Origin of the sequence: Aureimonas sp. ME7 (assembly GCF_903970965.1) — a bacterium.
Lineage (GTDB): Bacteria > Pseudomonadota > Alphaproteobacteria > Rhizobiales > Rhizobiaceae > Aureimonas.
Genome location: NZ_CAJCKW010000016.1, coordinates 11,970 through 35,149 on the forward strand (window position 1 = coordinate 11,970; position 23,180 = coordinate 35,149).

General features: G+C 64.0%; 18 protein-coding genes and 3 pseudogenes. 9 read left to right on the forward strand and 12 right to left on the reverse strand.

Annotated features, from left to right (window positions below; all coding sequences use genetic code 11):
- Window positions 1-34: 34 nt before the first annotated feature.
- The 3 genes and pseudogenes from H7A85_RS18760 to H7A85_RS18770 form a co-directional block, all read right to left on the reverse strand.
- Window positions 35-775, reverse strand: a complete 741-nt coding sequence (locus H7A85_RS18760) for a transposase (RefSeq protein ID WP_280514936.1) — start codon at window positions 773-775, stop codon at window positions 35-37.
- A 508-nt stretch (window positions 776-1,283) separates the two neighbouring features.
- Window positions 1,284-2,939: a PAS domain-containing methyl-accepting chemotaxis protein gene (locus H7A85_RS18765; protein WP_244631283.1), complete on the reverse strand. Its 1,656-nt coding sequence runs from the start codon at window positions 2,937-2,939 to the stop codon at window positions 1,284-1,286.
- Between the two features lie 437 nt (window positions 2,940-3,376).
- A pseudogene (locus tag H7A85_RS18770) lies at window positions 3,377-3,706 on the reverse strand (transposase); the annotation flags it as partial.
- 169 nt (window positions 3,707-3,875) lie between these two features.
- Between H7A85_RS18770 and H7A85_RS18775 the strand changes: the two are divergent.
- Window positions 3,876-4,439 (forward strand): hypothetical protein, encoded by a 564-nt coding sequence (locus H7A85_RS18775; protein WP_182422057.1) that lies wholly within the window; start codon window positions 3,876-3,878, stop codon window positions 4,437-4,439.
- A gap of 60 nt (window positions 4,440-4,499) precedes the next feature.
- On the opposite strand, the pseudogene H7A85_RS18780 reads toward H7A85_RS18775, so the two are convergent.
- Window positions 4,500-5,240: pseudogene (locus tag H7A85_RS18780) on the reverse strand (transposase); the annotation flags it as partial.
- Between the two features lie 654 nt (window positions 5,241-5,894).
- On the opposite strand from H7A85_RS18780, the gene H7A85_RS18785 reads away from it, so the two are divergent.
- Window positions 5,895-6,878, forward strand: a complete 984-nt coding sequence (locus tag H7A85_RS18785; RefSeq protein WP_182422058.1) for a DUF808 domain-containing protein — start codon at window positions 5,895-5,897, stop codon at window positions 6,876-6,878.
- A 215-nt stretch (window positions 6,879-7,093) separates the two neighbouring features.
- A pseudogene (locus H7A85_RS20900) lies at window positions 7,094-7,273 on the forward strand (IS3 family transposase); the annotation flags it as partial.
- Window positions 7,274-7,626: 353 nt separating this feature from the next.
- Here H7A85_RS20900 and H7A85_RS18790 read toward each other — a convergent pair.
- Window positions 7,627-8,943: a sodium:proton antiporter gene (locus H7A85_RS18790; protein WP_182422059.1), complete on the reverse strand. Its 1,317-nt coding sequence runs from the start codon at window positions 8,941-8,943 to the stop codon at window positions 7,627-7,629.
- 67 nt (window positions 8,944-9,010) lie between these two features.
- Window positions 9,011-9,217, reverse strand: coding sequence for a hypothetical protein (locus H7A85_RS18795; protein ID WP_182422060.1), 207 nt, complete (start codon window positions 9,215-9,217; stop codon window positions 9,011-9,013).
- A gap of 203 nt (window positions 9,218-9,420) precedes the next feature.
- Between H7A85_RS18795 and H7A85_RS18800 the strand changes: the two genes are divergently transcribed.
- Window positions 9,421-9,819: an integron gene (locus H7A85_RS18800; protein ID WP_182422061.1), complete on the forward strand. Its 399-nt coding sequence runs from the start codon at window positions 9,421-9,423 to the stop codon at window positions 9,817-9,819.
- A gap of 271 nt (window positions 9,820-10,090) precedes the next feature.
- A complete protein-coding gene (locus H7A85_RS18805; protein WP_182422062.1) occupies window positions 10,091-10,306 on the forward strand; it encodes a hypothetical protein in 216 nt (71 codons plus the stop codon).
- Between the two features lie 7 nt (window positions 10,307-10,313).
- Here H7A85_RS18805 and H7A85_RS18810 read toward each other — a convergent pair whose 3' ends face one another.
- The 3 genes from H7A85_RS18810 to H7A85_RS18820 form a co-directional block, all read right to left on the reverse strand.
- On the reverse strand, window positions 10,314-10,640 hold the full coding sequence (locus H7A85_RS18810; RefSeq protein WP_182422063.1) for a hypothetical protein: 327 nt from the start codon (window positions 10,638-10,640) through the stop codon (window positions 10,314-10,316).
- Window positions 10,641-10,896: 256 nt separating this feature from the next.
- On the reverse strand, window positions 10,897-11,427 hold the full coding sequence (locus H7A85_RS18815; RefSeq protein ID WP_182422064.1) for a hypothetical protein: 531 nt from the start codon (window positions 11,425-11,427) through the stop codon (window positions 10,897-10,899).
- A 90-nt stretch (window positions 11,428-11,517) separates the two neighbouring features.
- Window positions 11,518-11,835: a hypothetical protein gene (locus H7A85_RS18820; RefSeq protein ID WP_182422065.1), complete on the reverse strand. Its 318-nt coding sequence runs from the start codon at window positions 11,833-11,835 to the stop codon at window positions 11,518-11,520.
- 349 nt (window positions 11,836-12,184) lie between these two features.
- On the opposite strand from H7A85_RS18820, the gene H7A85_RS18825 reads away from it, so the two are divergent.
- Window positions 12,185-12,808: a methyltransferase domain-containing protein gene (locus H7A85_RS18825; protein ID WP_182422066.1), complete on the forward strand. Its 624-nt coding sequence runs from the start codon at window positions 12,185-12,187 to the stop codon at window positions 12,806-12,808.
- Window positions 12,809-13,462: 654 nt separating this feature from the next.
- Here H7A85_RS18825 and H7A85_RS18830 read toward each other — a convergent pair.
- Both H7A85_RS18830 and H7A85_RS18835 read right to left on the reverse strand, forming a co-directional pair.
- Entirely contained in the window at window positions 13,463-13,708 is a 246-nt protein-coding gene (locus H7A85_RS18830) for a hypothetical protein (RefSeq protein WP_182422067.1), read from the reverse strand.
- 54 nt (window positions 13,709-13,762) lie between these two features.
- Window positions 13,763-14,818 carry a mechanosensitive ion channel family protein gene (locus H7A85_RS18835; protein WP_182422068.1) on the reverse strand — a complete coding sequence of 352 codons (1,056 nt, stop codon included), beginning with the start codon at window positions 14,816-14,818 and terminating at the stop codon, window positions 13,763-13,765.
- 226 nt (window positions 14,819-15,044) lie between these two features.
- On the opposite strand from H7A85_RS18835, the gene H7A85_RS18840 reads away from it, so the two are divergent.
- Genes H7A85_RS18840 through H7A85_RS18850 form a run of 3 tightly spaced genes read left to right on the forward strand, consistent with a single transcriptional unit; the run spans window position 15,045 to window position 20,575 of the window.
- Entirely contained in the window at window positions 15,045-15,812 is a 768-nt protein-coding gene (locus H7A85_RS18840; RefSeq protein WP_182422069.1) for an ImuA family protein, read from the forward strand.
- Window positions 15,727-17,247 (forward strand): DNA polymerase Y family protein, encoded by a 1,521-nt coding sequence (locus H7A85_RS18845; RefSeq protein ID WP_182422070.1) that lies wholly within the window; start codon window positions 15,727-15,729, stop codon window positions 17,245-17,247. Before H7A85_RS18840 ends, H7A85_RS18845 begins: the two co-directional genes overlap by 86 nt.
- A gap of 16 nt (window positions 17,248-17,263) precedes the next feature.
- Window positions 17,264-20,575: an error-prone DNA polymerase gene (locus H7A85_RS18850; protein ID WP_182422071.1), complete on the forward strand. Its 3,312-nt coding sequence runs from the start codon at window positions 17,264-17,266 to the stop codon at window positions 20,573-20,575.
- A gap of 25 nt (window positions 20,576-20,600) precedes the next feature.
- Here H7A85_RS18850 and ligD read toward each other — a convergent pair whose 3' ends face one another.
- Complete coding sequence (gene ligD, locus H7A85_RS18855) at window positions 20,601-23,171, reverse strand: DNA ligase D (RefSeq protein WP_182422072.1); 2,571 nt, start codon at window positions 23,169-23,171, stop codon at window positions 20,601-20,603.
- Window positions 23,172-23,180 lie beyond the last annotated feature (9 nt).

The window sequence follows — 23,180 nt, forward strand, 5'->3', positions numbered from 1 at the left end:
TGATCGTGTGGCTTGAGAGGCCGTAGCCGCCGTCTCAGCCTGCGATTGCGGCAAGAAGCCCCTTGCTTCCCATGATGTTGAGAACGCGCGTCAGATTGTAGGCCGGAACCTGGAGCACCATCTCGGCCGACACACGCGGCAGCGTTCGGGTTAGGAAGTGGGTGGCGCCGATCCGCTCCTTCAGCGTGCCGAATGGATGCTCGACCGTTTCGCGCCGCACTCGTATGGCCTGCGGATCGGCATCGAGCCGGCGCTGAACGCTTTCCAGGAGGTGCTCGTGCTCCCAGCGCGTGACGCGCCGCTCCCTGCCCGTCGTGCGATCCGTCTTTAGCGGGCAGGCCTGACAGGCGTTCGTCCAGTAGCGGCTGAGCCTCATGCCGTTCTCGAGCGTCGTGTATCGGCAAGGAAGCGTCTCGCCCGCCGGGCAGTGGTAGGCGTTCTTGCCGGGGCGGAACAGACAGTCTTCCTTGTCGAAGCGTCCCGCCGTCTTGGCGCCGGACGTCATCGGGCGTGGCAGCGTGACGGCGATGCCGGCGCGCTCGCAGGCCGGGATCTGCTCGCCGGAGTAGTAACCGCGGTCGGCCACGGGATCGAGCCAATTGACCTGAAGCGCCTGTTTGGCCTTCTGCGCCATGCCGTTGAGTTGCGCTTGGCCCAACCCTGCGTTGGTGACTTCCTGTGCCACGATCAGATGGTGCTCGGTGTCGACCGCCACGTGGACGTTGGCGCCTAACCATGCCCGAACCGCGTCCACTGGTTGCCATCGAGCGGGCATCCGGATCGGTCACAGAGACCTGCTGACCGAGTGTTGCCGCCATCTGCGCCTCCAATCCGGCGAGGCGCACCATCTCCTGGCCGAGGCGGGCGATCTTCTCGTTCAACCGAGCGACCCAGGCGGCGAGTTCCGGCGTCGGCTCCTGACGGTCTCCCGTGTCGATCTGGGCAGGATAGAGTGAGGCGCTCTCCTCAATCTGCTCGCGGCGCCGCTCGAGCTTGGCCTTAATGACGTTGTGGTCGCGGTTGTTGACTGCCTTGAACTTCGAGCCGAGGACAGCGGCCTGCCTATGCCTCTTTGGACAGAACGGATGAAACTATGCCATCTGCTCGTCCGTCAGCCAGTACGGATCGCTCATATCCAGTCCTCCGGACGGAGACTGGATCAGGCGCTGCCTCCCAAATCAATGGGTTTTGAGTCTATAATGCCCGCTTGTGAATGCCTTGCCAGGACGCGATGTAGCCTGATAACACGGCCATGATATGCCGTTTTTGTACGCCGCAAGTCGTCAGCGTCGACGTTGTGGGAACGCCCTGACGACGTTGTCATCGTTGTTCCGAACAGTTCTGCTGGTCGCAGCGTCGCCCGTCCGGAAGCGCTCCAACAGCTTGTTCAGGACGGCAGCTTCGCCAGCGAGCTCGTTGCTGGCGGCCGTCGATTCCTCGACCATGGCGGCGTTGCGTTGGGTCGTCTGATCGAGCGCGCCGATCGCGACGTTCACCTCTGCCAAGCTGCTCGCCTGTCCTTTCGCCGTTGCGACGATCGCCAGGACATGGCGGTTCACCTCCGCAATCCGCTCAACGATGGTATGCAACTCCGCTCCTGTCTTACCGACAAGGGCGACGCCGGTCCCGATCTGGGCGTTTGAAAGGGTGATGAGGTCTCTGATCTCCTTCGCGGCGTCCGCCGAGCGCTGCGCGAGACCGCGCACCTCCTGCGCGACGACAGCGAAGCCGCGCCCCGCGTCCCCGGCGCGCGCCGCTTCGATGCCGGCATTCAGGGCGAGGAGGTTTGTCTGGAAGGCGATCTCGTCGATCATCGCGATGATCTTACCGATCCGGCTTGAGGACTGCTCGATCCCGTGCATCGCCTCAATAGCCTTGGCGACGATCGAACTGGAATGTTCGGCCTCCGCCTTCGTCCGCTCCACGAGCGTGCCGGCTTCACCGGCTCGGCGGCTGGCCTCGCCGACCCCGGCCGTGATCTCCGATAGGGCGGCCGAGGTTTCCTCGAGGGCGGCGGCCTGCTGCTCGGTTCGATGTGCCAGATCGTCCGCCGCCATGCGGATTTGTGCGCTGCCTGCCTCGATCCCGTCCGCGTTCGCGCGCACGGTCCGCAGCGCGTGCCGCAGCGTTTCCACCGATGCGTTGAAGCTGGTGCGCAGCGGCTCCAAAGCTGCTGCGAACGGCGTTGGGAGCCTTTGTTCCAAATCGCCTTCCGCGAGCTTAGCAAGGCTCGATCCGAGTTTCTGGACGGCGACGACGCGCGCTGTCACATCGGTCGCGAACTTCACGATTCTGACGACCTCACCGTTCAGGTTGAAGATCGGATTGTATGACGCCTGAATCCAGACCTCACGCCCATTCTTACCAATTCGCTTGAACTCGTCGGCAATGAACTCCCCGGCGCGAAGCCGCTCCCAGAACGTCTCGTAGGCTCCAGAACGGCCTTCTTCCGGGCAGACGAACATACGGTGGCGCCGTCCGACGATCTCCTCGCTTCCATACCCCATTGCGTCAAGGAAGTTCGAGTTCGCCGCGAGGATCTCTCCATTCGGCGTGAACTCGATTATGGCTTGGGCGCGCGACACAGCAGCGAGTTTGCCAGCGATCCCGATCGCCTCGAACTTGGCTGCGGTAACGTCGGCGGCGAACTTCACCACCTTGTAGACCGTACCGTTGCGGTTCCGGACAGCGTTGTAGCTCGCCTGGATCCAGACCTCGCGTCCGCCCTTGCCGAAGCGGCGGAACTCGCCGGAGATGGATTCACCGGCTGCGAGCCGGTCCCAGAATGCGTGGTACTCGCTGGACCGGCCGTCCACGGCATCGACGAACATGCGATGATGCCGTCCCACGATTTCATCGGCCGCGTAGCCGAGCGTCCGGCAAAAGTTCGCGTTCGCCGACAAGATCGTACCGCTTGGATCGAACTCGATGATGGCCAAAGACTGCCCAACCGCCGCGAGTACGTTGGCGGTATCGGACGGGAAGAAAGAAAGCATCGGCACACGTAGGAAGCGAGTTACTGGGATCGATGCTTAGAAACGGGTAAGGCAGAACTTCGATCCCACGTATGCGATTTAGAGCTAACGAACCCTTTCCTCGTAGAATGGCGATTGCGCTTGGGTGCATACATCCGCCCAACCGTCCGACAACTATCAACGAACGACCGCTTCCAGAGTTTTCAGCGTATCCGCCGAATGTCTCAAAAGGGTCCTGGCTGTGTCGAAACGTCGAGCCCGGATGATGTTTGACGTTTTGGGACCGACCGGATGACTGGACATCGAGAGGCAGCGCTTTGTGGCTGCGTGTTGTGCTCATCGCGGGACAGGATGCGGTCGGCTCGCGCGATCGAATGAACCAGGGCGCCGTGGCCGCCTGGTCAGGCCCTCATCGCAGCGAGCAGCCTCTTGCTTCCCATGATGTTGATGACACGGGTCAGATTGTAGGCCAGGACCTGGAGCGCCATCTCAGTCGACACGCGCGGCAGCGTCCGAGTTAGGAAATGGGTGGCGCCCATTCGCGCCTTCAACGTGCCGAACGGATGCTCGACCGTCTCGCGCCGCACCCGCATGGCCTGAGGATCCGCATCGAGCCGACGCTGCACGGTCTCCAGGACGTCTTCGTGTTCCCAGCGCGTGACGCGCCGCTCCTTGCCGGTCGTGCAGTCCGCCTTCAGCGGGCAAGCCTGACAGGCATTCGTCCAGTAGCGGCTGGCCGACTGGATCGGCGAGCAAGCGGGAACGGGTGCGGAAGCGGGTGCAGGGGAAGGGGAGGGCGCTCGAATCGGGACGATCGAGACGCTCGTGGCCCGTTGTGCGAACCTAGCGAGCGATCTGGAGCGGGGCACACCCTCGCAAAAGCGTGCGGCTGTCCTTGCCGTGTTGCGACAGACCGTGATCGAGCGCCACGCGATCTGGATCACGTTGGTACCGGCGCGCCAGCTCTTGGCACCAACCGAGCCGGATACGGTGGGCAATGCGACCGTTGCCCATCCCAGGAGCCAAGGGGACGAGGGGCGCAACAAAGGGCGCGATGGCGAACTGACGCTGCACCTGTCCGTCACGTTGACCCGGCGCGGTGTCGAGACCAAGCTGGTTCTGGCCAATAGCTCGACAGCCCGATCGCCCGAGCCCGACCGATCGCTAATCAAGGCGTTGGCCCGGGCGCACGTCTGGTGGGGTGATCTCGCTAGCGGACGCATCGCCTCGATCGGGGCGCTTGCCGCGCGCGAGGGCGTCACCGACCGCTACGTCTCGCACGTTCTCGATCTCGCATTCCTCGCCCCCCGCATTGTGGACGCCATCCTTACCGGCACCCAGCCCGCAACGCTGAACGCCAAGGCCCTGACACTGGGACCCGACCTGCCCCTGCATTGGCAGGGGCAAGTCGATGCGCTGGGTGTTCCGCTCGGGATACAACCGGCACAATCGGCACCACGGTGATCGGGGAAGATGTGACAACGAGGCTTGAGCGTGCCGGTCGCCAACCCAGCGAACGCTTCAGGTGGAATAGGCCGCTTTGCGCTCATAGCGGACGGCAAGGCGGCGGAAGCGGGCGAGCCAGGCGAAGGCCCGCTCCACCACCCAGCGGTGGCGCCCAAGTTTCTGGCCACTTTCGCTGCCACGGTGAGCGATGCGGGGCGTGACCGAGCGAGTGCGGCATTCCCGGTGGCAGCGCTCGTAGTCGTAACCTTTGTCGGCATGAAGTTTGGCGGCGCGACGCCGAGGTCGACCGCCCCCGCGCCACACACTAGGAACGGCGTTCAGGGTCAGCGCCAGTATCATGCTGTCGTGCAGGTCGGCGCCCGACAGCGTCACGCCGAGCGGCGTGCCCTCCCGGTCGACCACAAGATGTCGCTTCGAGCCCGGTTTGCCACGATCCGTCGGGTTCGGACGGGTCTGTGATCCCTTCGTTTGGCCGCAACGCTCGCACTGTCCAGGAAGCAGCGGCTCCAATCGAGGCGTTCAGCATCAGCCAACCGCTCCAGAAGCCAAGCGGTGCAGCCGACCCCAGACCCGCGGCCGCCCGTCAGCTAGGCAAGCGCCGCAAGCACGTCATGCCTGAGCAACCGATCTCAGCGGGCAACATCTCTTAAGGAATGCCCGACCGCAGAACGAACACGATCCGGCCCAGCGCGGCCCGGTCTTCGCGACGTGGGCGCTTGCCTTTCGGTCGAAACAGCAGCGGTGGCAACAGGGGCGCAATCGACGCCCACAAATCTCGCAAACGAGAGGTCTTCCCATCCCCCTCAGCGTGCTAAACGCGATTTTGTTAGGCGCTCTAAGACTTAGACGGCCGCAGATCACTCGGTCCGCGAAAGGCACATCCAAAACGTATCAGCAACTTGCTAGGGAACCACGCGCCGTCATCGACCGTAGATCGATGACGAAACCGCGAGTTGGGAAACGCCTGTTCGCGAGCCTCTCTCGCCGTGGGTCATATTGGGAGACGTCCGTTGAGAACCCTCACGATCACTGCCTTGATTCTCTCATCTCTGACGTTTGCAGGATGCCAATCGGCAAGCCCCGAGCGCGTGGTGCCTACAGGGGCGAATACGACTCCTTCCGGCGGCATCGTACCAGGACAGATACCTGAATAGGGCAGCCGTATTCCCTGGGCCTACGGACTGCGAATTATAGAGATCGCCTTGCCACACGGATGCGCCCCGACGGAGGTTCGTCCTAGCTATATTGGCGCCAGCTGCACTGCGACCGGTTCTCGGACTCACCTTGTACGGGATATCTGAACGCGCCAAGCGGAACGGCCGCCCAAGCCCGAAAGAAGTCGTGGTGGATGAGAACTTTGGGATTCAAGTAAAGACCACCGGCCAATCGCGACTTCCTCGTCCGCGTCCCCACTCCACATCCCGCTGACCACGATAACCGGAGCGATCGCACGTGAGCGTCGGCCTTCTCGCCCTTCTCGACGATGTCGTCGCTCTGACGAAAGTCGCCGCCGCTTCGCTGGACGACGTCGCCGCGCTGACGGCCAAGGCGGGTACCAAGGCGGCCGGCGTCGTGATCGACGATGCCGCCGTGACGCCCCGCTACGTCGTCGGGTTCACCCCCGATCGCGAACTGCCCATCGTCTGGCGCATCGCGCGTGGATCGATCTTCAACAAGATCGTTATCCTGTTGCCGATCGCCCTTCTGCTGCAGGCCTTCGCGCCCTGGGCGATCACGCCGCTCCTACTCGTGGGCGGTCTTTACCTGGCCTACGAAGGCGCCGAGAAGGTGTTCGAAATGATCGTGCCGCACGAAGCGCACGGCCACGACGCAGGCGCCGAACCTGTACCCACGGATGCCGCGACGTTCGAGAACGAGCGCGTTGCCAGCGCCATCCGTACCGATTTCATCCTGTCCGCCGAGATCATGGCGATCACGCTCGCCAGCCTGGACGCCGCGTCGATCTGGCTGCAGGCGATCATCATGGCGCTTGTCGCGATCGGCATCACGGCCGCCGTCTACGGCGCCGTGGCTCTGATCGTGAAGGCGGATGACGCAGGGCTTGCGCTGGCCCAGCGCGGCACTGGCCCTTTGGCGGCTTTTGGCCGGGGCCTCGTGCGCGGCATGCCGGTGTTTCTCAAGACGCTGGCGATGGTGGGAACGGCCGCCATGGTGTGGGTCGGCGGCGGGATCATCGTTCATAGCTTGGCGGCTTACGGCTACGAAGGGCCGGAGCATTGGATCCACGATCTCGCCGTCGGTGCCGGCGAGGCCGCTCCCGCGGTGGCCGGGGCTGTCGAGTGGATCGTGACGGCTGTCGGATCCGGCCTTCTAGGGCTCGTCGTCGGCTTTGCCTTGATTCCGATCGTCGGCAATGTCGTGGTGCCACTCATGTCGACCTTCAAGCGAAGCCGCAGCACCGCCAAAAACGTCTGACAGCCCCGCTTTTTACTATCGCCGAGGTGGTGGGCAGATCGCTCGAGCCGTCGACCTCTACGCGACCAACTTCCCGGCTAGCTCCTGCTGGTACCCCAACGGGCCAAACAGAACGGCAACCTACGCCCGAAAAAGTCGAGGTCTGCGAGTGGTCTACCCCCCCTGAAAGGTGGTCGTCCCTGACATAGGCGTTCGAGCCGCTGGGGGTGTTGAGAATGATGCAGAACAAGCACAAGCAGGAAGAGATTGTCGCAAATTTGCGGCGGGTGGACGTGTTGCTGGCGCAAAGCCGTCCGGTGGCGGACGCGATCCGGGCGATCAGCTTAACGTCGTTCCCCTGCTACCGGAGGCGCAAAGAGTCCGGTGGAATGAACTTCGATCAAGGCAAACGGCTACCCAAGCCATCACAGATCCTCAATCGTCGTTCGTGCGAAACGATAGCATGTAAAAATAAACGAAAGGGTTCAAGGAAACGGGATCCGAGTGGGGTATTGATGGCGTCCAGCTATATCGCTGTGAAGCTGAGACTACATTTCAATCGTCGTTCATCACGTCGAGTTCGTTTGGCCGGTGACCCTCGTCGTGCCAACCGGACTGGTCGCGGAGCCACAAGCCGGTCAAAAGCGCAAATTATGCTAATATTAGGAAGTCGTCGACGAGTGTTTCGCGCGGTTGAAAACGCGGTCTTGGATACATCGGCGGCATACCTCACCGACGGGTCTGAACATCCGGCTAAAGCATGTCTCTTCTACCGGTGCTGAGCCGGCCCTTGGAGACCGGGTGGCGGCGTCGCGTCATCCGCGTCGGGATCGCGACCTTGTATGCGGTCGAGCTGTCGCATGATGGGCGTGACGGTTAGCCCGTGCATGAGGATCGAGACAAGGATCACCAGCCCGACGATCGCCCACAGCCGCTCCGTGTCCGGCACACCGTCCATGTGGTTCAGGCCGTAGGCGAGATAGTAGACAGAGCCGACACCCCGAATGCCGAAGAAGGCCAGCGTCAAACGCTCGCTCCAGTCGGCACGGTGACCCAGCAATCCGAGAAGGCCGGTCACGGGTCGGATGACCAGCAGAATCGCCAGCACTGCTACCACGTCGCGCCAACCGAGCGGCGCCAGTAGCCCGCTCACGATCGCCCCACCGAATAGGAGCAGCAGAACCATCATGGCAATGCGCTCGATCTGCTCGGTCAGCTCGTGCATGTGGACCTGGAAATCGTGGTCCCGGTTGGCATGGCGGAACGTCAGGGCGGTGACGAACACGGCCAGGAACCCGTAGCAGTGGATGATCTCGCTGAAGCCGTAGGACACGAAGGTCGCAGACAGAGCGATCAACCCGTCGCCGGTCTTGGCGAGCTTGGTCTTAGCTGGCACATGGAATGTCAGCCAGCCGAACAGGCGGCCGATGCCATAGCCTGCCGCCGTGCCGGCTGCGATCTCCCAGACGACGTTGTACGTCAGCCATTCGCGCAACCATGGCTCGCCCGTGCGAGAGGCCGCCCATAGAACGATCGCGAGATGCACGAAGGGAAAGGCGAAGCCGTCGTTGAGCCCAGCTTCGGAGGTCAGGCCGAAGCGCACCTCATCTTCCTCCCCCGTCTTGGGCGGCCCAACTTGCACATCGGCTGCGAGAACCGGATCGGTAGGTGCCAGCGAGGCTCCTAAAAGCAAAGCGACCGTCCAGGATAGGCCGATCCACAACCCCGCAATTAAGGTGATTGCCACAATGCCCAGCGGCATGGTGATCGCAATCAGCCTCCAACTGACGGACCAGGGCCGGAAGCCGAAGACGCGGTCAATCTTCAGACCGGCGCCCATCAGCGCGATGATTACCACGAACTCCGAGAAGCGCTCGGCAATCTCAGGATGATGCATGGGCAGCGGGCGAAGCGTGACAGCCGGCAGGGCGAAGATAGCCGCGCCCAAGCCGATGCATACGATCGGCAGCGACAGCGGCAGCCGCTTCAATGCGAGCGGGAGCCAAGCGACAAGCGCGATCAGTAGACCCGCACCGGTAAGGACGAGGATATAAGGGTCGGGAGCCCATTCTAGTGAGAGGTTCATTCGCGCATGGCCCCGCGATCATACGGAATGAGGCCGCGCATTCGAGGCGGCCCCGTCCTCATCCCGATCAGACGCTGCCGGGAATGCCCGGCACCGACGGACCCGGCCGCGTCGGATCTGGCTCGCCTGCGGGGTTCGGTTCGACCGGTTTGGTAGGCAGATCGTTGCCAATGCCCGGACCGCCGTCAGGCCGGCCGATTGCGTCGTTGTCGCCTTGGCCGGGCAGAATGGGTTCAGGCAGGTCCTGCCCTGGCTGGTTGATCGTGTTCGACATCGTTGTCTCCTTCTCTTCAAAGATGACGCCCGGTAATGTCGTTGGTTCCTATGGTGTCGGCCTGAATGTCGTTCGCCGCACCGAGACCATCGGACCACGCCGAGATCTTGCGAAGCAAAAGGCGATGCTAGTGGCAGTGCGGCGATATTGACCCCGCCCAACCGCCGTGCACCCTTCCAGCGTGTGACGGTTCGAGAGTGGCAATGATTCGTATCCTTCTTGCGGCCAGTTGTCTTTGGACGGCTTCGGCCGGCGTCGCGTCTGCGCAAAGCGTGCCGGTCATGGTGGGCGGCGAAGCCGAATGGGATGCCTGCGGCGGGGTCGGGCGCGTCGTCAATCTCGACCCGAAGGGCGACAACTTCTTGTCGATGCGCGCCGGCCCTGGCGGCAAACACCGCGAAGTGATCCGTCTGGGGCCGCACGAGCGGTATCTCTACATGTGCGACGAGCGTGGATCCTGGATCGGGATCGTTCTGGGCGGCGGGGCGGCCGGGCGATCCGGCTGCGGTGTGATGGAGCCGATCGAGCGCCGCCAGGCTTACCGTGGGCCATGCATGTCCGGCTGGGTGCATCGCCGCTACGTGGAGCTTTACGCAGGATGAAACGCGCAACCCTTGCCCCTCGCTTCGCGATCGTTGCGTCTCCATCCCTTGCCGCGGATATCGAGGACTACGTCGGCAAATGGGATGGGGTCGGCGAGGGCTTGATAGGCGCCGACATCCGGCGGGGCCGGGCAAAGCCGGATTGGGTCGTCATCGCAGACGAGTGCAGCGAGCATGCGCTGTAGGAGGCGGCGGGCTCGGTCGGCCTGTCGCTGTTCGACCGCCAGCCCGAGGTGACGTACATGCGCAAGGTGTCGCTGGAGAAGGTCGCATGAACCCCACACCGCCGATCCGGTCACTGTTGACCAAGGACATGATCTGGAAATTCGCGCTCGCTCTCGTCGGATGCGTGGCGACGGGCTTCATCATCGAGGAAATCGTCGGCGGTGCGATTGGATGGTCGATTTGCGGGGCGGTTCTGGCTGCCACCTGCTATCCGCTGTTCAAGACGCTGTTCGAACGTCGAGGGATGAAGCTCGGGCGGTGACGTCCCGTCATGAGTAGCCAAGCGAGCGCAACATCACGTCCGTCGCGAAGAAGCCAGCGAAGGCTGCGACGGCGACCACCGCAAACAGTGCCCATCCGACGGGCGTCAGGGTCTGGCGTTCCACATCGCGGTAAGGGTAGCGTCCACCCGTTGCGAGAAAGAAGACTCCGAACACGGCGCAGAGCGCGACGAGGACCGAAATGCGCGGCACCCAAAGGACCGTCTCGACGCCGATCTGCGCGTCTTGAAGCGGCGACCAGATCCCGAGCCAGAACGCACCAGCGGCGATGGCGAGGCACACTAGGCCGCCGAGGCGATAACGAGTGTCGGTCACGGCGTTGCCCTTACAGGTACCAGATGACGAGGAGGCAAGCGGTCATGAAGGTCCCCCAAAGCATCCAGCGCGTGTTGGTTGTCATACGTGTCTCCGACTGTCTTCCCGTTTCGTACCGAACCGGTCCACGTGCTCGACCGCTTCCATCAACGAAACGACCCGGTTCGGCACATGCGCGCTCCAAACCGAATCATTGCCGTTCATGTTGAAGGGAATAGACGACGCTCGTCAGCATTCAATCAGGACTCCGTACGGGCTAGTAAGTGCCCGACACCTCGCTATTCGTCGAGTATGTAACCCCTTCGACGACGATCGGCATGCCGTCCGCGTAGCCGTCCCGGTAAGGCTCGCCCAAATCGGCTCCAAAATCATTCGCGGCCTGATGGGCGACGGCCTCGGCCGAGTTGCTCCAGTAGGCGTCCGGCGTGGCATTCTGATCCAAACCACCGGGCAGCACCTGGTGCGCGAACTCTGACCCCAGTGCGGCGGCGGGACTGATGACGTCGCCGTCGGAGAGTTGAAGACCGACATCCGGGTTCCAGACGACGCCCGACCCGTCCGGCAGCGCTTGGTCGGCATAGAGGTCAGAGTGGTCGAAGAACACGTCGCCACCTACTGCCGCGTCGACAATGTCGGTCGCGTAGTCCGAACCTTGGAGGTGCAGGAGCGCGAGCTCCAGGTTGTTGGCGTCCTGCGTGGTCGCATCGTGCATGTCGAAATCGTTGGCGTTGGTGCGTTCATTGCCCCACGTCACGTCGGCCTGCTTCGTCGTGTTCTGGCTAGCCATGGATGTTCACCTGCGTCTAGGTCGTTCGCTGAATGGGTAAGGGCGGCAGTCGGAAGCTGCCTGTCCATCACGCCGTGGTTTACGGTCCGATCAAGCCCAGTCGAAGCCGCCTGAATCCGCGCTGGAAGACGATGCGAACTCATTGGGATCGAGCTGTCCGTAGCCCGGTCCGAACTCGTTCGGATCCTGCTGGCCATAAGCGGGGCCGAACTCAGCTGGATCGAGCTGTCCGTAGCCGACGCTGCTGGTGGATGCGACACCGCTGGTGTCGATCGTATCGCTGGAACCGTAGGACGACGCGGCGTAGGTCTCGGTCGGCGAGACCGAATTTGCATTCTCGAAGATCTGCTGCGGCGTGGTTGGATTGGCGAGATTGAAGGTGTCACTGGGACTGGGAAAGTAGGCCATAGGAAACTCCTTTAGGGTAACGCCCCCGACCTGGGCGAAACCGCAAATGCGGAGATGAAGTCAGGTGAGAGGACGTTCCATTCGTAGACGACAATGCCGGAAGATGTATTCGACATACTCGGCAGTACGTCGGCTTTGAGTGTTCCGCTCGTTGCAGACCGAAGGCTAACAATCGATTTTGGTTTGTAAAACTGTTTGTCTACGTCTAGATTGACCGGCCTAAGCTGTTCGATCGACAATGTTTTCTCGAACGTCGCACAAACGCATCAAGTCAGCGTTGCCACGCCCTTGCCGCTTTCCGGCGCGTTTTCCGATGGCAACGAAGCGGTGGGCGCGACGTTGATCTGTCATGAGCCGCGACCTTCCCGAACTGCCCGACGATGCCTTTATGAAAGTCGACCCCTCCGACGACGCGTTGTTCTACGAACCTGCGCGTTTGGTGACACATATCGATGAGAGTGCGTCGGCAGCCCTGATGCAGTTCTACGCGAGCCTCCTACCGAGAGACGGCGCTGTTCTCGATCTGATGTCGAGTTGGGTCAGTCACTTGCCGTATGATCTGACACTCAGCGAGGTCGTCGGTCATGGCATGAATGAGAAGGAACTTGCCGCCAACCCTCGGCTCGATCGGTGGTTCGTCCAGAATCTGAACGACGACGTCACCCTACCCCTCGCCGATGAGAGCTTCGATGCCGTTCTGTGCTGCGTCGGGGTGCAGTACCTCCAGGAGCCCGTCGGCGTATTCGGCGAGGTAAGACGTGTGCTCCGCCCGGGCGGCGTCGTTGCAGTGAGCTTCTCGAACCGCTGTTTTCCAACCAAGGCGATCGCCGTCTGGCGCGCGCTCGATGCGAGCGGGCATGCCGCGCTAGTGCGCCTCTACCTAGAGCGTGCGGGTTTTGACGGTGTGGAAGCGTCGGTATTGTGCGACGGCAGTGCGGGTGATCCTCTGATCTGCGTTGTCGGACGCAAATAAGTTGGAACCTTCGTGTCGCTCAACGGACGGAGGCATCGATCATTCACCTCGTGACAGGCCGGCGGATCGCGGTCCTTTGTCTCCTTGCGGTACTTATCATCGCCGCGGCGAGCTATCGTTGCCTCAATACGATGCCAGTCGGCTCGGGCGAGACGCGTGCTTCACGCGATGGGCGCTTCTCCGCCTCGATCACTGGTTGGTCGGCGCGTGCCTTCTTTACCGGGACGCCGCATCGTTGGTTCGAGTACCGGGTTGACGGGCCGGGCCTGCACCACGAGCTGACCGGCAACCCTATCGCCGGACCCTACTTCGGCTCGCGCTCATCACATCGCGTAATCTTCTGGAGTGACGACGCGGCATACGTCGAGTTCGTGTTCCCGGACACGACCCTACGCCTGACTACGAAGGCCGGCAGTCCATGCCACCTATCGGCTGGCCATCCATGCTAGGCACACTACGTGATGCGGGGAAATGGACAGGGAGCGATGCGACGGACGCCGAGGTCCTTCCTGTACACGCCGCCATCCCTGACAATTCCGGTATTCGGGGCGAGCGCGCTCGATGCGAGCGAAGCGTCCATCGGCGTCGCCCGGCAGGAGTCGGATGGGACCCTGGTGCTTCAGTTCCGGGCCGAAACGTGTCGAAAGCTGCCTGCTACCCCTCACTGAATTCTGCCGGAAGCTCGCCAAAGCGCGCCAGCACGATCGGCTCTTCCAGTACTTCGCCGGTGTCGGTGTCGACCGTCTGCTGGATCGCGACGACACCCGCGATACGTGGTGCATCGCGCTCGGCGCGACCGGCGGCTTCCTGGGCCGTCTTGAAGTCCATCTGCCGACCGGCAACGAGCCGCTTGCCGCTCTTCTCGAACTGCTGGACGATGTAAAGGGTCTTGGCGGGCATGGCGGGCTTCCTATCCGTCGTGTTTAGCTTTCCGTCATAGCGAACGGCATGGCGTCACGACGAGCTTCGCGCATCGCCCGGACGTTCCTCAGACAACTCGCGGACGGACCGGGGCTGACGACCGTTTGGCCGGCTCGGCCATCCCTCTCGCTGCTTGTCCCTCCTACCGTCGGCGTCCTCGGTCTGGTCGTGAAACAGCATGACCTGCGTGGCGTAGGGAATGTCGATGCCCTTTGCGTCGAGCGCTTGCTTGATTCCTTGTAGGACCTCGCCCTGTACCCGAACGAGGTTGTAACCCTTGGACGGCGTCCACCAGCGGACGCGAAGGTTCACGCTCGAGGCAGCAAGGTCGAACACGATGACCTCCGGTGCCGGATCGTCGACCACCGCCTCCACTTGGGATACGGCTTGAAGGATCGAGGCGCGGGCAGCCTCCACGTCGTCACCGTAGCCGATGCCGACATCGTATTGCGAACGGCGCAGGGGCCGCGCGGTGTTGACCGTGACCGAGCTGGAGTAAACGCTGGCATTGGGAATGATGACCCGCCGTCCGTCGAAGAGGGCGATAATCGTGGCACGCGTCTCGATCCATTCCACCGTGCCCTCGAAGCCGTCGACAATGATCTGGTCGCCGACGTCGAAGGGACGCTGAATCAGGATCAGGAGGCCCGCCAGCCAGTTCTGGAGGATGTCCTTGAAGGCGAAGCCGATCGCCACCGATCCGATGCCGAGTCCAGCCAGGAGGTCGCCGGGATTGAGCGAAGGGATGACGATGGTGAGCGACAGGAGCGCGCCGAACAGGAGCACGATCCATTTTAGGAAGGAGCCGAGCACCGCCCCAAGGTTGGCGCGCTCGTGCTTGTCGGCCCAGGCGCGGAACGAGCGTTCGATAGCCCAGCCGATGGCAAACGCGAGCGCGAACACGACGATCGCCACCACGATGTTGGGCAGGAGCTGTTGGAAGCCGACCACCCAGGTCTCGATCTTGGATAGGACGAAGGCGGGGTCGACCCGTACCGCTTGTTCGACGGTCTCGGGCGCGTTGGCGGCGATGGCATCAGCGGCGGTGTTGGGATCGACCGGCGCTGTCTGGGCAAGAGCTTGGTTCATGCGAAACCTGACACGGGCGGCATAGCCGCAGGGTCGCCGTTACATAGGCGACGCCCGCTGTCCGGCATCGGACGAGACAGCATTTGTGATTACGATGGTGAGCGCTTTTCCACACTCCTCCACAACATAGCGCCAGCACGATTGACCCAGCGCCGCACTAGAACAGATAGTGAACATATTCCTAGACTGATTCGCTCAGGTGGGATTTCGTTCCAAGGTCGACCGCATGCCCATGGCCCTACGGCCCGTTCCGCAAACCCTGACCGAACTCCGCGATCGCATCCAGCGTCTCGAGGGTGGGTCGACGCGCGCCCGTCAGACGCTGCCCTTCGGCGTCGCCGAGATCGACGCGCGGTTGCCCGGCGGGGGTTTGGCACTCGGCTCGCTGCACGAGATTGCGGGCGGCGGCAACGGTGCCGTCGACGGGGCGGCGGCAGCCCTCTTCACCGCCGGCATCGCCGCCCGGACGAAGGGACAAGTGCTCTGGTGCGTAACGCGTCAGGACCTGTTCGCGCCCGCGATCGCGCAGGCGGGTTTGGCACCCGGACGCGTCATCTACGTCGAGGCGGGCGACGAGAGGTCGTTGCTGTCCTGCTTCGAGGACGGGCTGCGACATGGCGGTCTCGGCGCGGTGGTGGCGGAGGTCGCCAAGCTGTCGATGACCGCCTCGCGTCGCCTCCAACTGGCTGCCGAGGGCTCGGGTTCGGTGGCGCTCGCTGTGCGCCGATGGCGCCGCCAGACGGAAGCCGCCGACTTCGGCCAACCAACCGCCTCCGTCACCCGCTGGCGCGTGTCCGTCCTGCCCTCCCGACCGCTGCCCGTTCCTGGCGTTGGACGGGCGCGCTGGCTTCTCGAACTCATCCGGTGCCGCGCCGGCGAATGTGCCGATTTCGAAGTGGAGGCCGTCGATGGCCAGGGTCGTCTCGCTCTACCTTCCGCGATGGCCGACCGATCGGCTGCGCCGCAAGTCGCCTGGAAGCGCGCCGCCGGCTGACACGCCGCTGGTGCTGGTTGGGCGCGACGGCAACCGCCGCGTTGTCCTAGCAGCGGACGCTTTGGCGGAAAGCGTCGGCTTGCACATCGGCATGCCCGCTACAAAGGCGCAGGCGCTGGTTCCAGGGCTCGCCCTTCTCGACGCCGATCCGGTCGGCGATGTGGAGGCGCTTGACCGACTCGCGGTCTGGGCACTGCGGTTCTCGCCGATGGTCGCGGCTGATCCGCCGGACGGGCTCGTCATCGACACGACAGGCGCCGATCACCTGCACGGCGGTGAGGAGCCCATGCTGCGCACGCTCGTCGAGCGCTTTGCCGCGTCGGATCTGGAGGTACGTGTCGCGATCGCCGACACCTGGGGCGCTGCGCACGCCGCTGCCCGATACGCTGGCGCCGCCATGGTCATTGTCGAACCCGGCCAGACGGAACGCGGCCTGGAGGGTCTGCCGCTGGCCTCCCTGCGGTTGCCCGAGCGCATGCGCGGTGATCTTCACGTTCTCGGCTTTGCCACCATCGGCGATCTCGTTGCCCAGCCCCGGGCGCCACTCGTGCAACGCTTTGGACCGCAACTTGTGCGTCGCATCGATCAGGCGTTCGGGACCGTGCCCGAACCCATCGAGCCCGTCCGCTCGCCCGACCTCGTCGAGGTGCGTCGGGTCTTCGGCGAGCCGATCGGCGCGGCCGAGACGATCCGGCGCTATACGGGCAAGCTCGTCCTTCAGCTCGTGGCCGAACTGGAGCGCCGCCATCTCGGCGCCCGGCGCCTCGATCTCCTGTTCGGGCGCGTCGACAACCACTGGGAGGCGATCCGCATCGGCATGGGTCGCCCCGAGCGCGATGCCAAGCGTCTGACGCGGCTCCTCTGCGACCGGATCGAGACGGTGGATCCCGGCTTCGGCATCGAGGTCATGACCCTGGCCGCGACGCTGGCCGAGCCGCTCGGCGCCCATCAGGTCGTGTCCTCGCTCGTCGAGGAGCCGGAGACAGACGTCTCCAGCCTCATCGACATCCTGGCGAACCGGATCGGCGAGCGACGCCTGTATCGCTTCGCTCCGGTCGCCAGCGACGTTCCCGAACGCTCCGTCGCCCGCGTCGAGCCGATGAGCTTCGATGATGGCGCCTCCTGGGACGATCACTGGCCGCGGCCGTCCCGGCTCTTACCGCGTCCCGAGCCCGTCGAGACGATGGCGTTGCTCCCTGATCACCCTCCAGTTTGGTTCGCTTGGCGCGGGCAGCGTCGACGCGTGCGGCGCGCCGACGGCCCGGAACGGGTGTTCGGCGAATGGTGGAAGCGCGAAGCGGAGGCGGCGACCGTACGCGACTATTTCCGCGTCGAGGACGATGCCGGCGAGCGGTTCTGGATCTTCCGGGCCGGCGACGGCGAGCATCCCGAGACCGGATCGCACCGCTGGTTCCTCCATGGCGTCTTCGGATGAGCGGGAACCGCTCCAGATGAGCAACGGTGCCCGCTATGCCGAACTCCAGGTCACCTCGCACTTCTCGTTCCTGCGGGGGGCCTCGTCCTGCGAGGAGTTGTTCGCGACCGCCAGCCTGATGGGGATCGAAGCGCTCGCCGTCGTCGATCGCAACTCAGTGGCCGGGATCGTTCGGGCGCACGAAGCTGCGAAGACGACAGGGGTGCGGGCGATCGTCGGATGCCGCCTCGATCTCGCCGACACGCTGCCCGTCCTCGTCTACCCGACCGACCGGGCGGCCTATTCGCACCTTTGCCGCTTGCTGACACTCGGCAAGTCGCGGGGCGGTAAGGCGAGGTGCATTCTCCAATGGGACGACCTCGTCTCACATGGCGAGGGCTTGATCGCGGTTCTGATTCCCGATGACGCCGACGAGGATCTCGGCCGCCAGCTCCGTCGCCTGCGGGAAGCATTCGGCACCCGAGCCTATGTCGCGCTCACCCTTCGTCGCCGGCCGAACGACCAGCTACGGCTGCATGACCTGTCGACCATGGCGCAGGCGATGCGTGTGCCGACCGTGGTGACGAACGACGTCCTCTTCCACGAGCCCGACCGCCGCATCCTTCAGGACGTCGTCACCTGCATCCGCCACAACGTGACGATCGACGCAGCGGGCTTTCGCCGCGAGCGACACGCGGATCGCTACCTGAAGCCTCCCAAGGAGATGCATCGCCTCTTCGCCCAGTATCCGGAGGCGCTCGCCCGCGCGATGGAGATCGCCGACCGATGCCGCTTCTCCTTGTCGGAGCTCACCTACCAGTACCCGGAAGAGCGGCAATTCCCCGACCTGACGCCGCAAGAGGCGCTGGCGAAGCTAACCTGGGAGGGGGCAGCGGAGCGCTATCCTGAGGGTCTGCCGGACAACGTTCACCGGAACCTCGAACACGAACTCCGGCTGATCGAGCGCCTCGACTACGCCCCGTACTTCCTGACGGTGAATGCGATCGTCCGGTTCGCCCGGTCCCGGGGCATTCTCTGTCAGGGCCGCGGCTCGGCGGCGAACTCGGCTGTTTGCTTCGTGCTCGGCGTCACCTCGATCGATCCGGATCGGAACGACCTCCTGTTCGAGCGCTTCGTCTCCGAGGAGCGCCGCGAGCCGCCGGACATTGACGTCGACTTCGAGCACGAGCGGCGCGAGGAGGTGATGCAATGGGTCTACGAGACCTATGGTCGGGACCGGGCGGCCCTCTGCTCAACCGTCATCCGCTACCGAGCCAAGGGCGCGCTGCGCGACGTCGGCAAGGCGCTCGGCTTGCCGGAGGATCTGACGAAGACCTTGTCGTCCCAGGTCTGGGGGTGGTCCGAGGACATCGACGAGAAGCACGCGGCGAGCATCAACCTGAACCTCGAGGACCGCCGCCTGCGTCTGGCTCTCGAACTGGCGGGCCAGCTCGTCGGCTTCCCCCGCCACCTGTCGCAGCATCCCGGCGGCTTCGTCCTCACCCGCGACCGCCTCGACGAACTGGTGCCGATCGAGCCGGCCGCCATGGCGGATCGTCAGGTGATCGAGTGGGATAAGGACGACATCGACGCGCTGAAGTTCATGAAGGTCGACGTCCTGGCGCTTGGCATGCTGTCGGCGATGCGCCGGGGGCTGGACCTTCTGCGCGACCACAAGGGTGTCGACCTCGACCTCGCGTCCATCCCGGCCGAGGATCCTCGCACCTACGCGATGATCCGGCGGGCGGACACGCTCGGCACCTTCCAAATCGAGTCCCGCGCTCAAATGGCGATGCTGCCCCGCATGAAGCCAAGGACCTTCTACGACCTCGTCATCGAGGTCGCCATCGTCCGTCCCGGTCCGATCCAAGGCGACATGGTGCACCCGTACCTCCGGCGCCGCGAGGGCCGAGAGGAGGTCCACTTCCCCAAGCCCGAACTCGAAAGGGTGCTCGGCAAGACGCTGGGCGTTCCCCTGTTCCAGGAACAGGCGATGCGCGTCGCGATCGAGTGCGCCGGGTTCACGCCCGGCGAAGCCGACCAGCTTCGCCGCGCCATGGCCACGTTCAAGTTCACGGGCGGCGTCTCGCACTTCCGTGACAAGCTGGTCGAGGGGATGGTCGCGAACGGCTACGAGCGCGAGTTTGCCGAGCGGACGTTCCGCCAACTCGAGGGCTTTGGATCCTATGGCTTCCCGGAGAGCCACGCGGCGAGCTTCGCCCTTATCGCCTACGCCTCAAGCTGGCTGAAGTGCTGGCACCCTGACGTGTTCTGCGCGGCGCTTCTAAACGCCCAGCCGATGGGGTTTTATGCCCCGGCACAGATCGTGCGGGATGCGCAGGAGCATGGGATCGAGGTCCGGCCTGTCTGCGTCAACGCAAGCCGCTGGGACTGCACGCTGGAGTCGATTGGCGAGAGGAAGGCAGACGTCAGCATCGACCCGGATGACAACGGACGCTTCGCCGTCCGGCTCGGGCTTCGCATGGTGCGCGGGCTCGGCAATGCGGAAGCTGCTCGTCTCGTCGCCGAGCGCGCCGACCAGCCATTTGCCTCGCTCGACGACCTCTGGCGTCGTGCCCGGATCCCGCATACCGCGCTCGTCGAGCTGGCCGAGGCCGATGCCTTCTCAGCCGGTCTGGGCCTGCCTCGCCGAGACGCCCTTTGGGCGATCAAGGCGTTGCGGGACGAACCGTTGCCTCTGTTCGCTGCGGCCGCCGTCCGCGACATCGCAAACGAACGGACGGTACGCGAACAGGTCGAGCCGGACGTCACGCTGCGGCCGATGACGCGTGGGGGCGAAGTGGTCGAGGACTATGGCCATGTCGGTTTGTCCTTGCGCGACCATCCCGTGGCGTTCCTGCGCGACGACCTGCGACGCCGCCGCTTCGTCACCTGCGGCGAGGCGATGTCATCGCGTGACCGACGCTGGGTCGAAGTCGGCGGGATCGTCCTCGTGCGCCAGCGGCCGGGATCGGCGAAGGGCGTCATGTTCATCACCATCGAGGACGAAAGTGGGGTCACCAACCTCGTGGTCTGGACCAAGGTGTTTGAGGCTTGCCGCTCGGCCGTGCTCGGCGCCAGTATGCTGGGCGTTAAAGGCCGCATCCAGCGCGAAGGCGAGGTCGTTCATCTCGTGGCGCACCGAATCGCGGACCTGTCGCAGGAATTGGCCAGCGTCGGGTCGCGCGGCGGGGTCTTCCCACTACGGCACGGCAGAGGCGATGAGTTCCACCATGGCTCACCGGGACGTGATGCCCGGGACACGTCCATCGGACCGAGGCCACGCGACATCATCGATCCGACGCTGAGGCTGGACGGTATCCAGGTGAAGGGGCGGAACTTCCGATGATACGCTTGAGAGCAGACCAAGGACATCAGTCGTGGTCGCTCACCGCCTCCATCATCGCATTGGTGATGAACTGTCTGACCTTCGGATAGCCAGCCCATGGCTCGGCACGATCGAGACGCTTCAGGACGGCCTTGGGGTCGAAGGTGCTGGCGCTTTCCAGCCCGTTCAGTTCGCGCCAGGAAACGGGCACTGCCACGGCTGGTTTCGATCGCGCTCGAACGGAATACGGGGCGATTGCGGTCTGCCCGGGCGCGTTGCGAAGCCAGTCGATGAATATTCGACCCTTTCGTCTCGACTTCGACATCACGGCGACGAACCGATCGGGATCGCTTTCCGCCACACGCGTGGCAAGGCCTTTGGCGAAGGCGGCGACTTCTTGCACGTCCCGCTTCGGCGCGATCGGCGCAACGACGTGGATGCCCTTGCCGCCGGTCACCATCGCGAAGCTTTTCAGCCCGAGCGTTTGCAGCGCCTCGCACAGGAGACGGGCGGCGGACAGGACGTCCGCGAAGGCAAGTCCCTCGTCAGGATCGAGGTCGAACACCAAGCGGTCGGGACGGCTGGGATCTGCGTTGCGCCCGCTTCCGATATGGAACTCGATGCCGCCCATCTGCACCGCCGCCACAATGCTCGCGGCGTCCGACAAGGTCATGTAGCGAGCCTGGTTCCCATCGCTTTCCTGGATGGTGACGCTGCCGAGAGCCTCGGGAAAACCCTCGCCCGCATGCTTTTGGAAGAAGCACTCCGGCGACACGCCGCCGGGGCAGCGCTTCAGCGACAAAGGACGCCCACCGGCATGAACCAGCATACGGTCGGCGACCGCCTCGTAGTATCGGGCAAGATCGCCCTTCGAGACCGCCGGCTTCTCGAACATGAGACGACCGGGATGGGTCACGCGCACGCTTGCGACCTCGATCGCCTCGTCCTTGTCGTGCTTTACAACCGTCGCCTTCGGGATAGCGCGCTTCGACGTGCTCGCCGCCCTGGCCGGCGTAACCGGCGTTTCGTCCGTGACCTTCGCCGCCGGTTTGTCGTTGCGCAGGCCCTTGAAGGCGCCGTGGCGGATCTGGTCGTCAGCGGTGAACTCGGCGAAGTCGACTTCCGCGACGAGCTTCGGTTTGACGAAGCGAGCGGTGCGCGCCACCGGTCGCGGGAGATCGTCGAAGGGCGACCCGGATACGGCAAGCTTCGAGAAGCGGCTCGCCAGATCGGCCATGACATCCGCAGTGAAGCCCGTTCCGACACGGCCGCGATAGTGCAGTTTCGTCCCCTCGCGCACGCCCACGAGCAGCGACGCGAAGGCACGGCCCTTCTTGTTCGATACGGCGTAACCACCGATTACGAACTCCTGGCGCCGAGTGCACTTGGTCTTCAGCCAGTCGCCGTTTCGGGAGCCTGCATACAGCGAATCGACGCGTTTGGAGACGATCCCTTCCTGCCCGGCCTTGCAGATACCGGCGAACACCTTGCCGCCATGGCCACGAACGTGATCGCTATAGAGCAGACGCGGATCGGGATGTCCTTGCAGAAGCGTCTCCAGCCTGTCCTTTCGATTCACCAAGGACGAACCACTGATGTCTTCGCCATCGATCTCTAGAAGATCGAAACAGAAGCAGGACAGATCGCTCCCGGCGGACAAGGCTTGCTGAAGCGAGGAGAAGTCTGTTCGCCCGTTCGCGTCGAACACGACGACCTCGCCGTCGATCAAAGCGCTCGAGCACGGCAGCGAGAGGGAAGCCTCCCGCAGGGGTGAGAACTTCTGCGTCCAGTCCTGTTCGTTGCGTGTGAAGAAGCGGACATCGCCGCCGCCGACCGCGATCAGAACGCGGTAGCCGTCATACTTGACCTCGTGCAGCCAATCGCCGCCTTCGGGCGGTTCGGAAACGAGTTGCGCCAACTGGACCGGACGAAAGGCTGGTAGAGCGCCTTTTGCCGGGGGCCTATCGGCGGTCCCATGCTTGTGGGGTGTCGCGCGGGACCCGTCCTTCCTTGATGCTGCTGGGATCACCCTCTTCACCGGCTTTCCGGACGCGATGGCGGCCATGTCGCGTCCGGTCTTCACGCTTCTGTCCTGTTGCAGGATGTCTTCGCCGGGATGCGCTTCCTCGTCTTTCTCCTTAATGAGGAGCCAGTTCTCGCGTTTTTCCTTCGGCTTGCCCTTCATCCGCACAAGCGCCCAACGGCCGCGCATCTTTTTGCCGTGGAGCCGCAGCTTCAAACTGCCCTTGGCGAAGCCCTCGTCCGGATCGATCTCCGGCTCCCACGTGCCGCGGTCCCAGAGCATCACCGTGCCGCCGCCGTACTCGCCTTCCGGAATTGTGCCTTCGAAGTCGCCGTAATCGAGCGGGTGATCTTCCACCCGGACGGCAAGGCGCTTGTCGGCTGGATCGAGGCTCGGGCCGCGCGTCACCGCCCAGCTTTTGAGAACGCCCTCCCATTCGATGCGGAAGTCGTAATGCAGGCGCCGCGCATCGTGCTTCTGTACGACGAAGCGCAGTTCCCCAATGGATCCATCCCCTCCGGACGGCTCCTGCGTTCGAGCGAAGTCGCGCTTCTCGCGATAGGTCTTCAGAAGGGTATCGGCCGAGCGCGTCATCGCGGCGAT

Bases quoted from the DNA above. Each gene is read 5' to 3' on its own strand.
- H7A85_RS18760 (WP_280514936.1), bottom strand. From the start codon at position 775: ATGCCCGCTCGATGGCAACCAGTGGACGCGGTTCGGGCATGGTTAGGC.
- H7A85_RS18790 (WP_182422059.1), bottom strand. From the start codon at position 8,943: ATGAACCTCTCACTAGAATGGGCTCCCGACCCTTATATCCTCGTCCTT.
- H7A85_RS18795 (WP_182422060.1), bottom strand. From the start codon at position 9,217: ATGTCGAACACGATCAACCAGCCAGGGCAGGACCTGCCTGAACCCATT.
- H7A85_RS18800 (WP_182422061.1), top strand. From the start codon at position 9,421: ATGATTCGTATCCTTCTTGCGGCCAGTTGTCTTTGGACGGCTTCGGCC.
- H7A85_RS18805 (WP_182422062.1), top strand. From the start codon at position 10,091: ATGAACCCCACACCGCCGATCCGGTCACTGTTGACCAAGGACATGATC.
- H7A85_RS18815 (WP_182422064.1), bottom strand. From the start codon at position 11,427: ATGGCTAGCCAGAACACGACGAAGCAGGCCGACGTGACGTGGGGCAAT.
- H7A85_RS18820 (WP_182422065.1), bottom strand. From the start codon at position 11,835: ATGGCCTACTTTCCCAGTCCCAGTGACACCTTCAATCTCGCCAATCCA.
- H7A85_RS18825 (WP_182422066.1), top strand. From the start codon at position 12,185: ATGAGCCGCGACCTTCCCGAACTGCCCGACGATGCCTTTATGAAAGTC.
- H7A85_RS18830 (WP_182422067.1), bottom strand. From the start codon at position 13,708: ATGCCCGCCAAGACCCTTTACATCGTCCAGCAGTTCGAGAAGAGCGGC.
- H7A85_RS18835 (WP_182422068.1), bottom strand. From the start codon at position 14,818: ATGAACCAAGCTCTTGCCCAGACAGCGCCGGTCGATCCCAACACCGCC.
- H7A85_RS18840 (WP_182422069.1), top strand. From the start codon at position 15,045: ATGCCCATGGCCCTACGGCCCGTTCCGCAAACCCTGACCGAACTCCGC.
- H7A85_RS18845 (WP_182422070.1), top strand. From the start codon at position 15,727: ATGGCCAGGGTCGTCTCGCTCTACCTTCCGCGATGGCCGACCGATCGG.
- H7A85_RS18850 (WP_182422071.1), top strand. From the start codon at position 17,264: ATGAGCAACGGTGCCCGCTATGCCGAACTCCAGGTCACCTCGCACTTC.
- ligD (WP_182422072.1), bottom strand. From the start codon at position 23,171: ATGACGCGCTCGGCCGATACCCTTCTGAAGACCTATCGCGAGAAGCGC.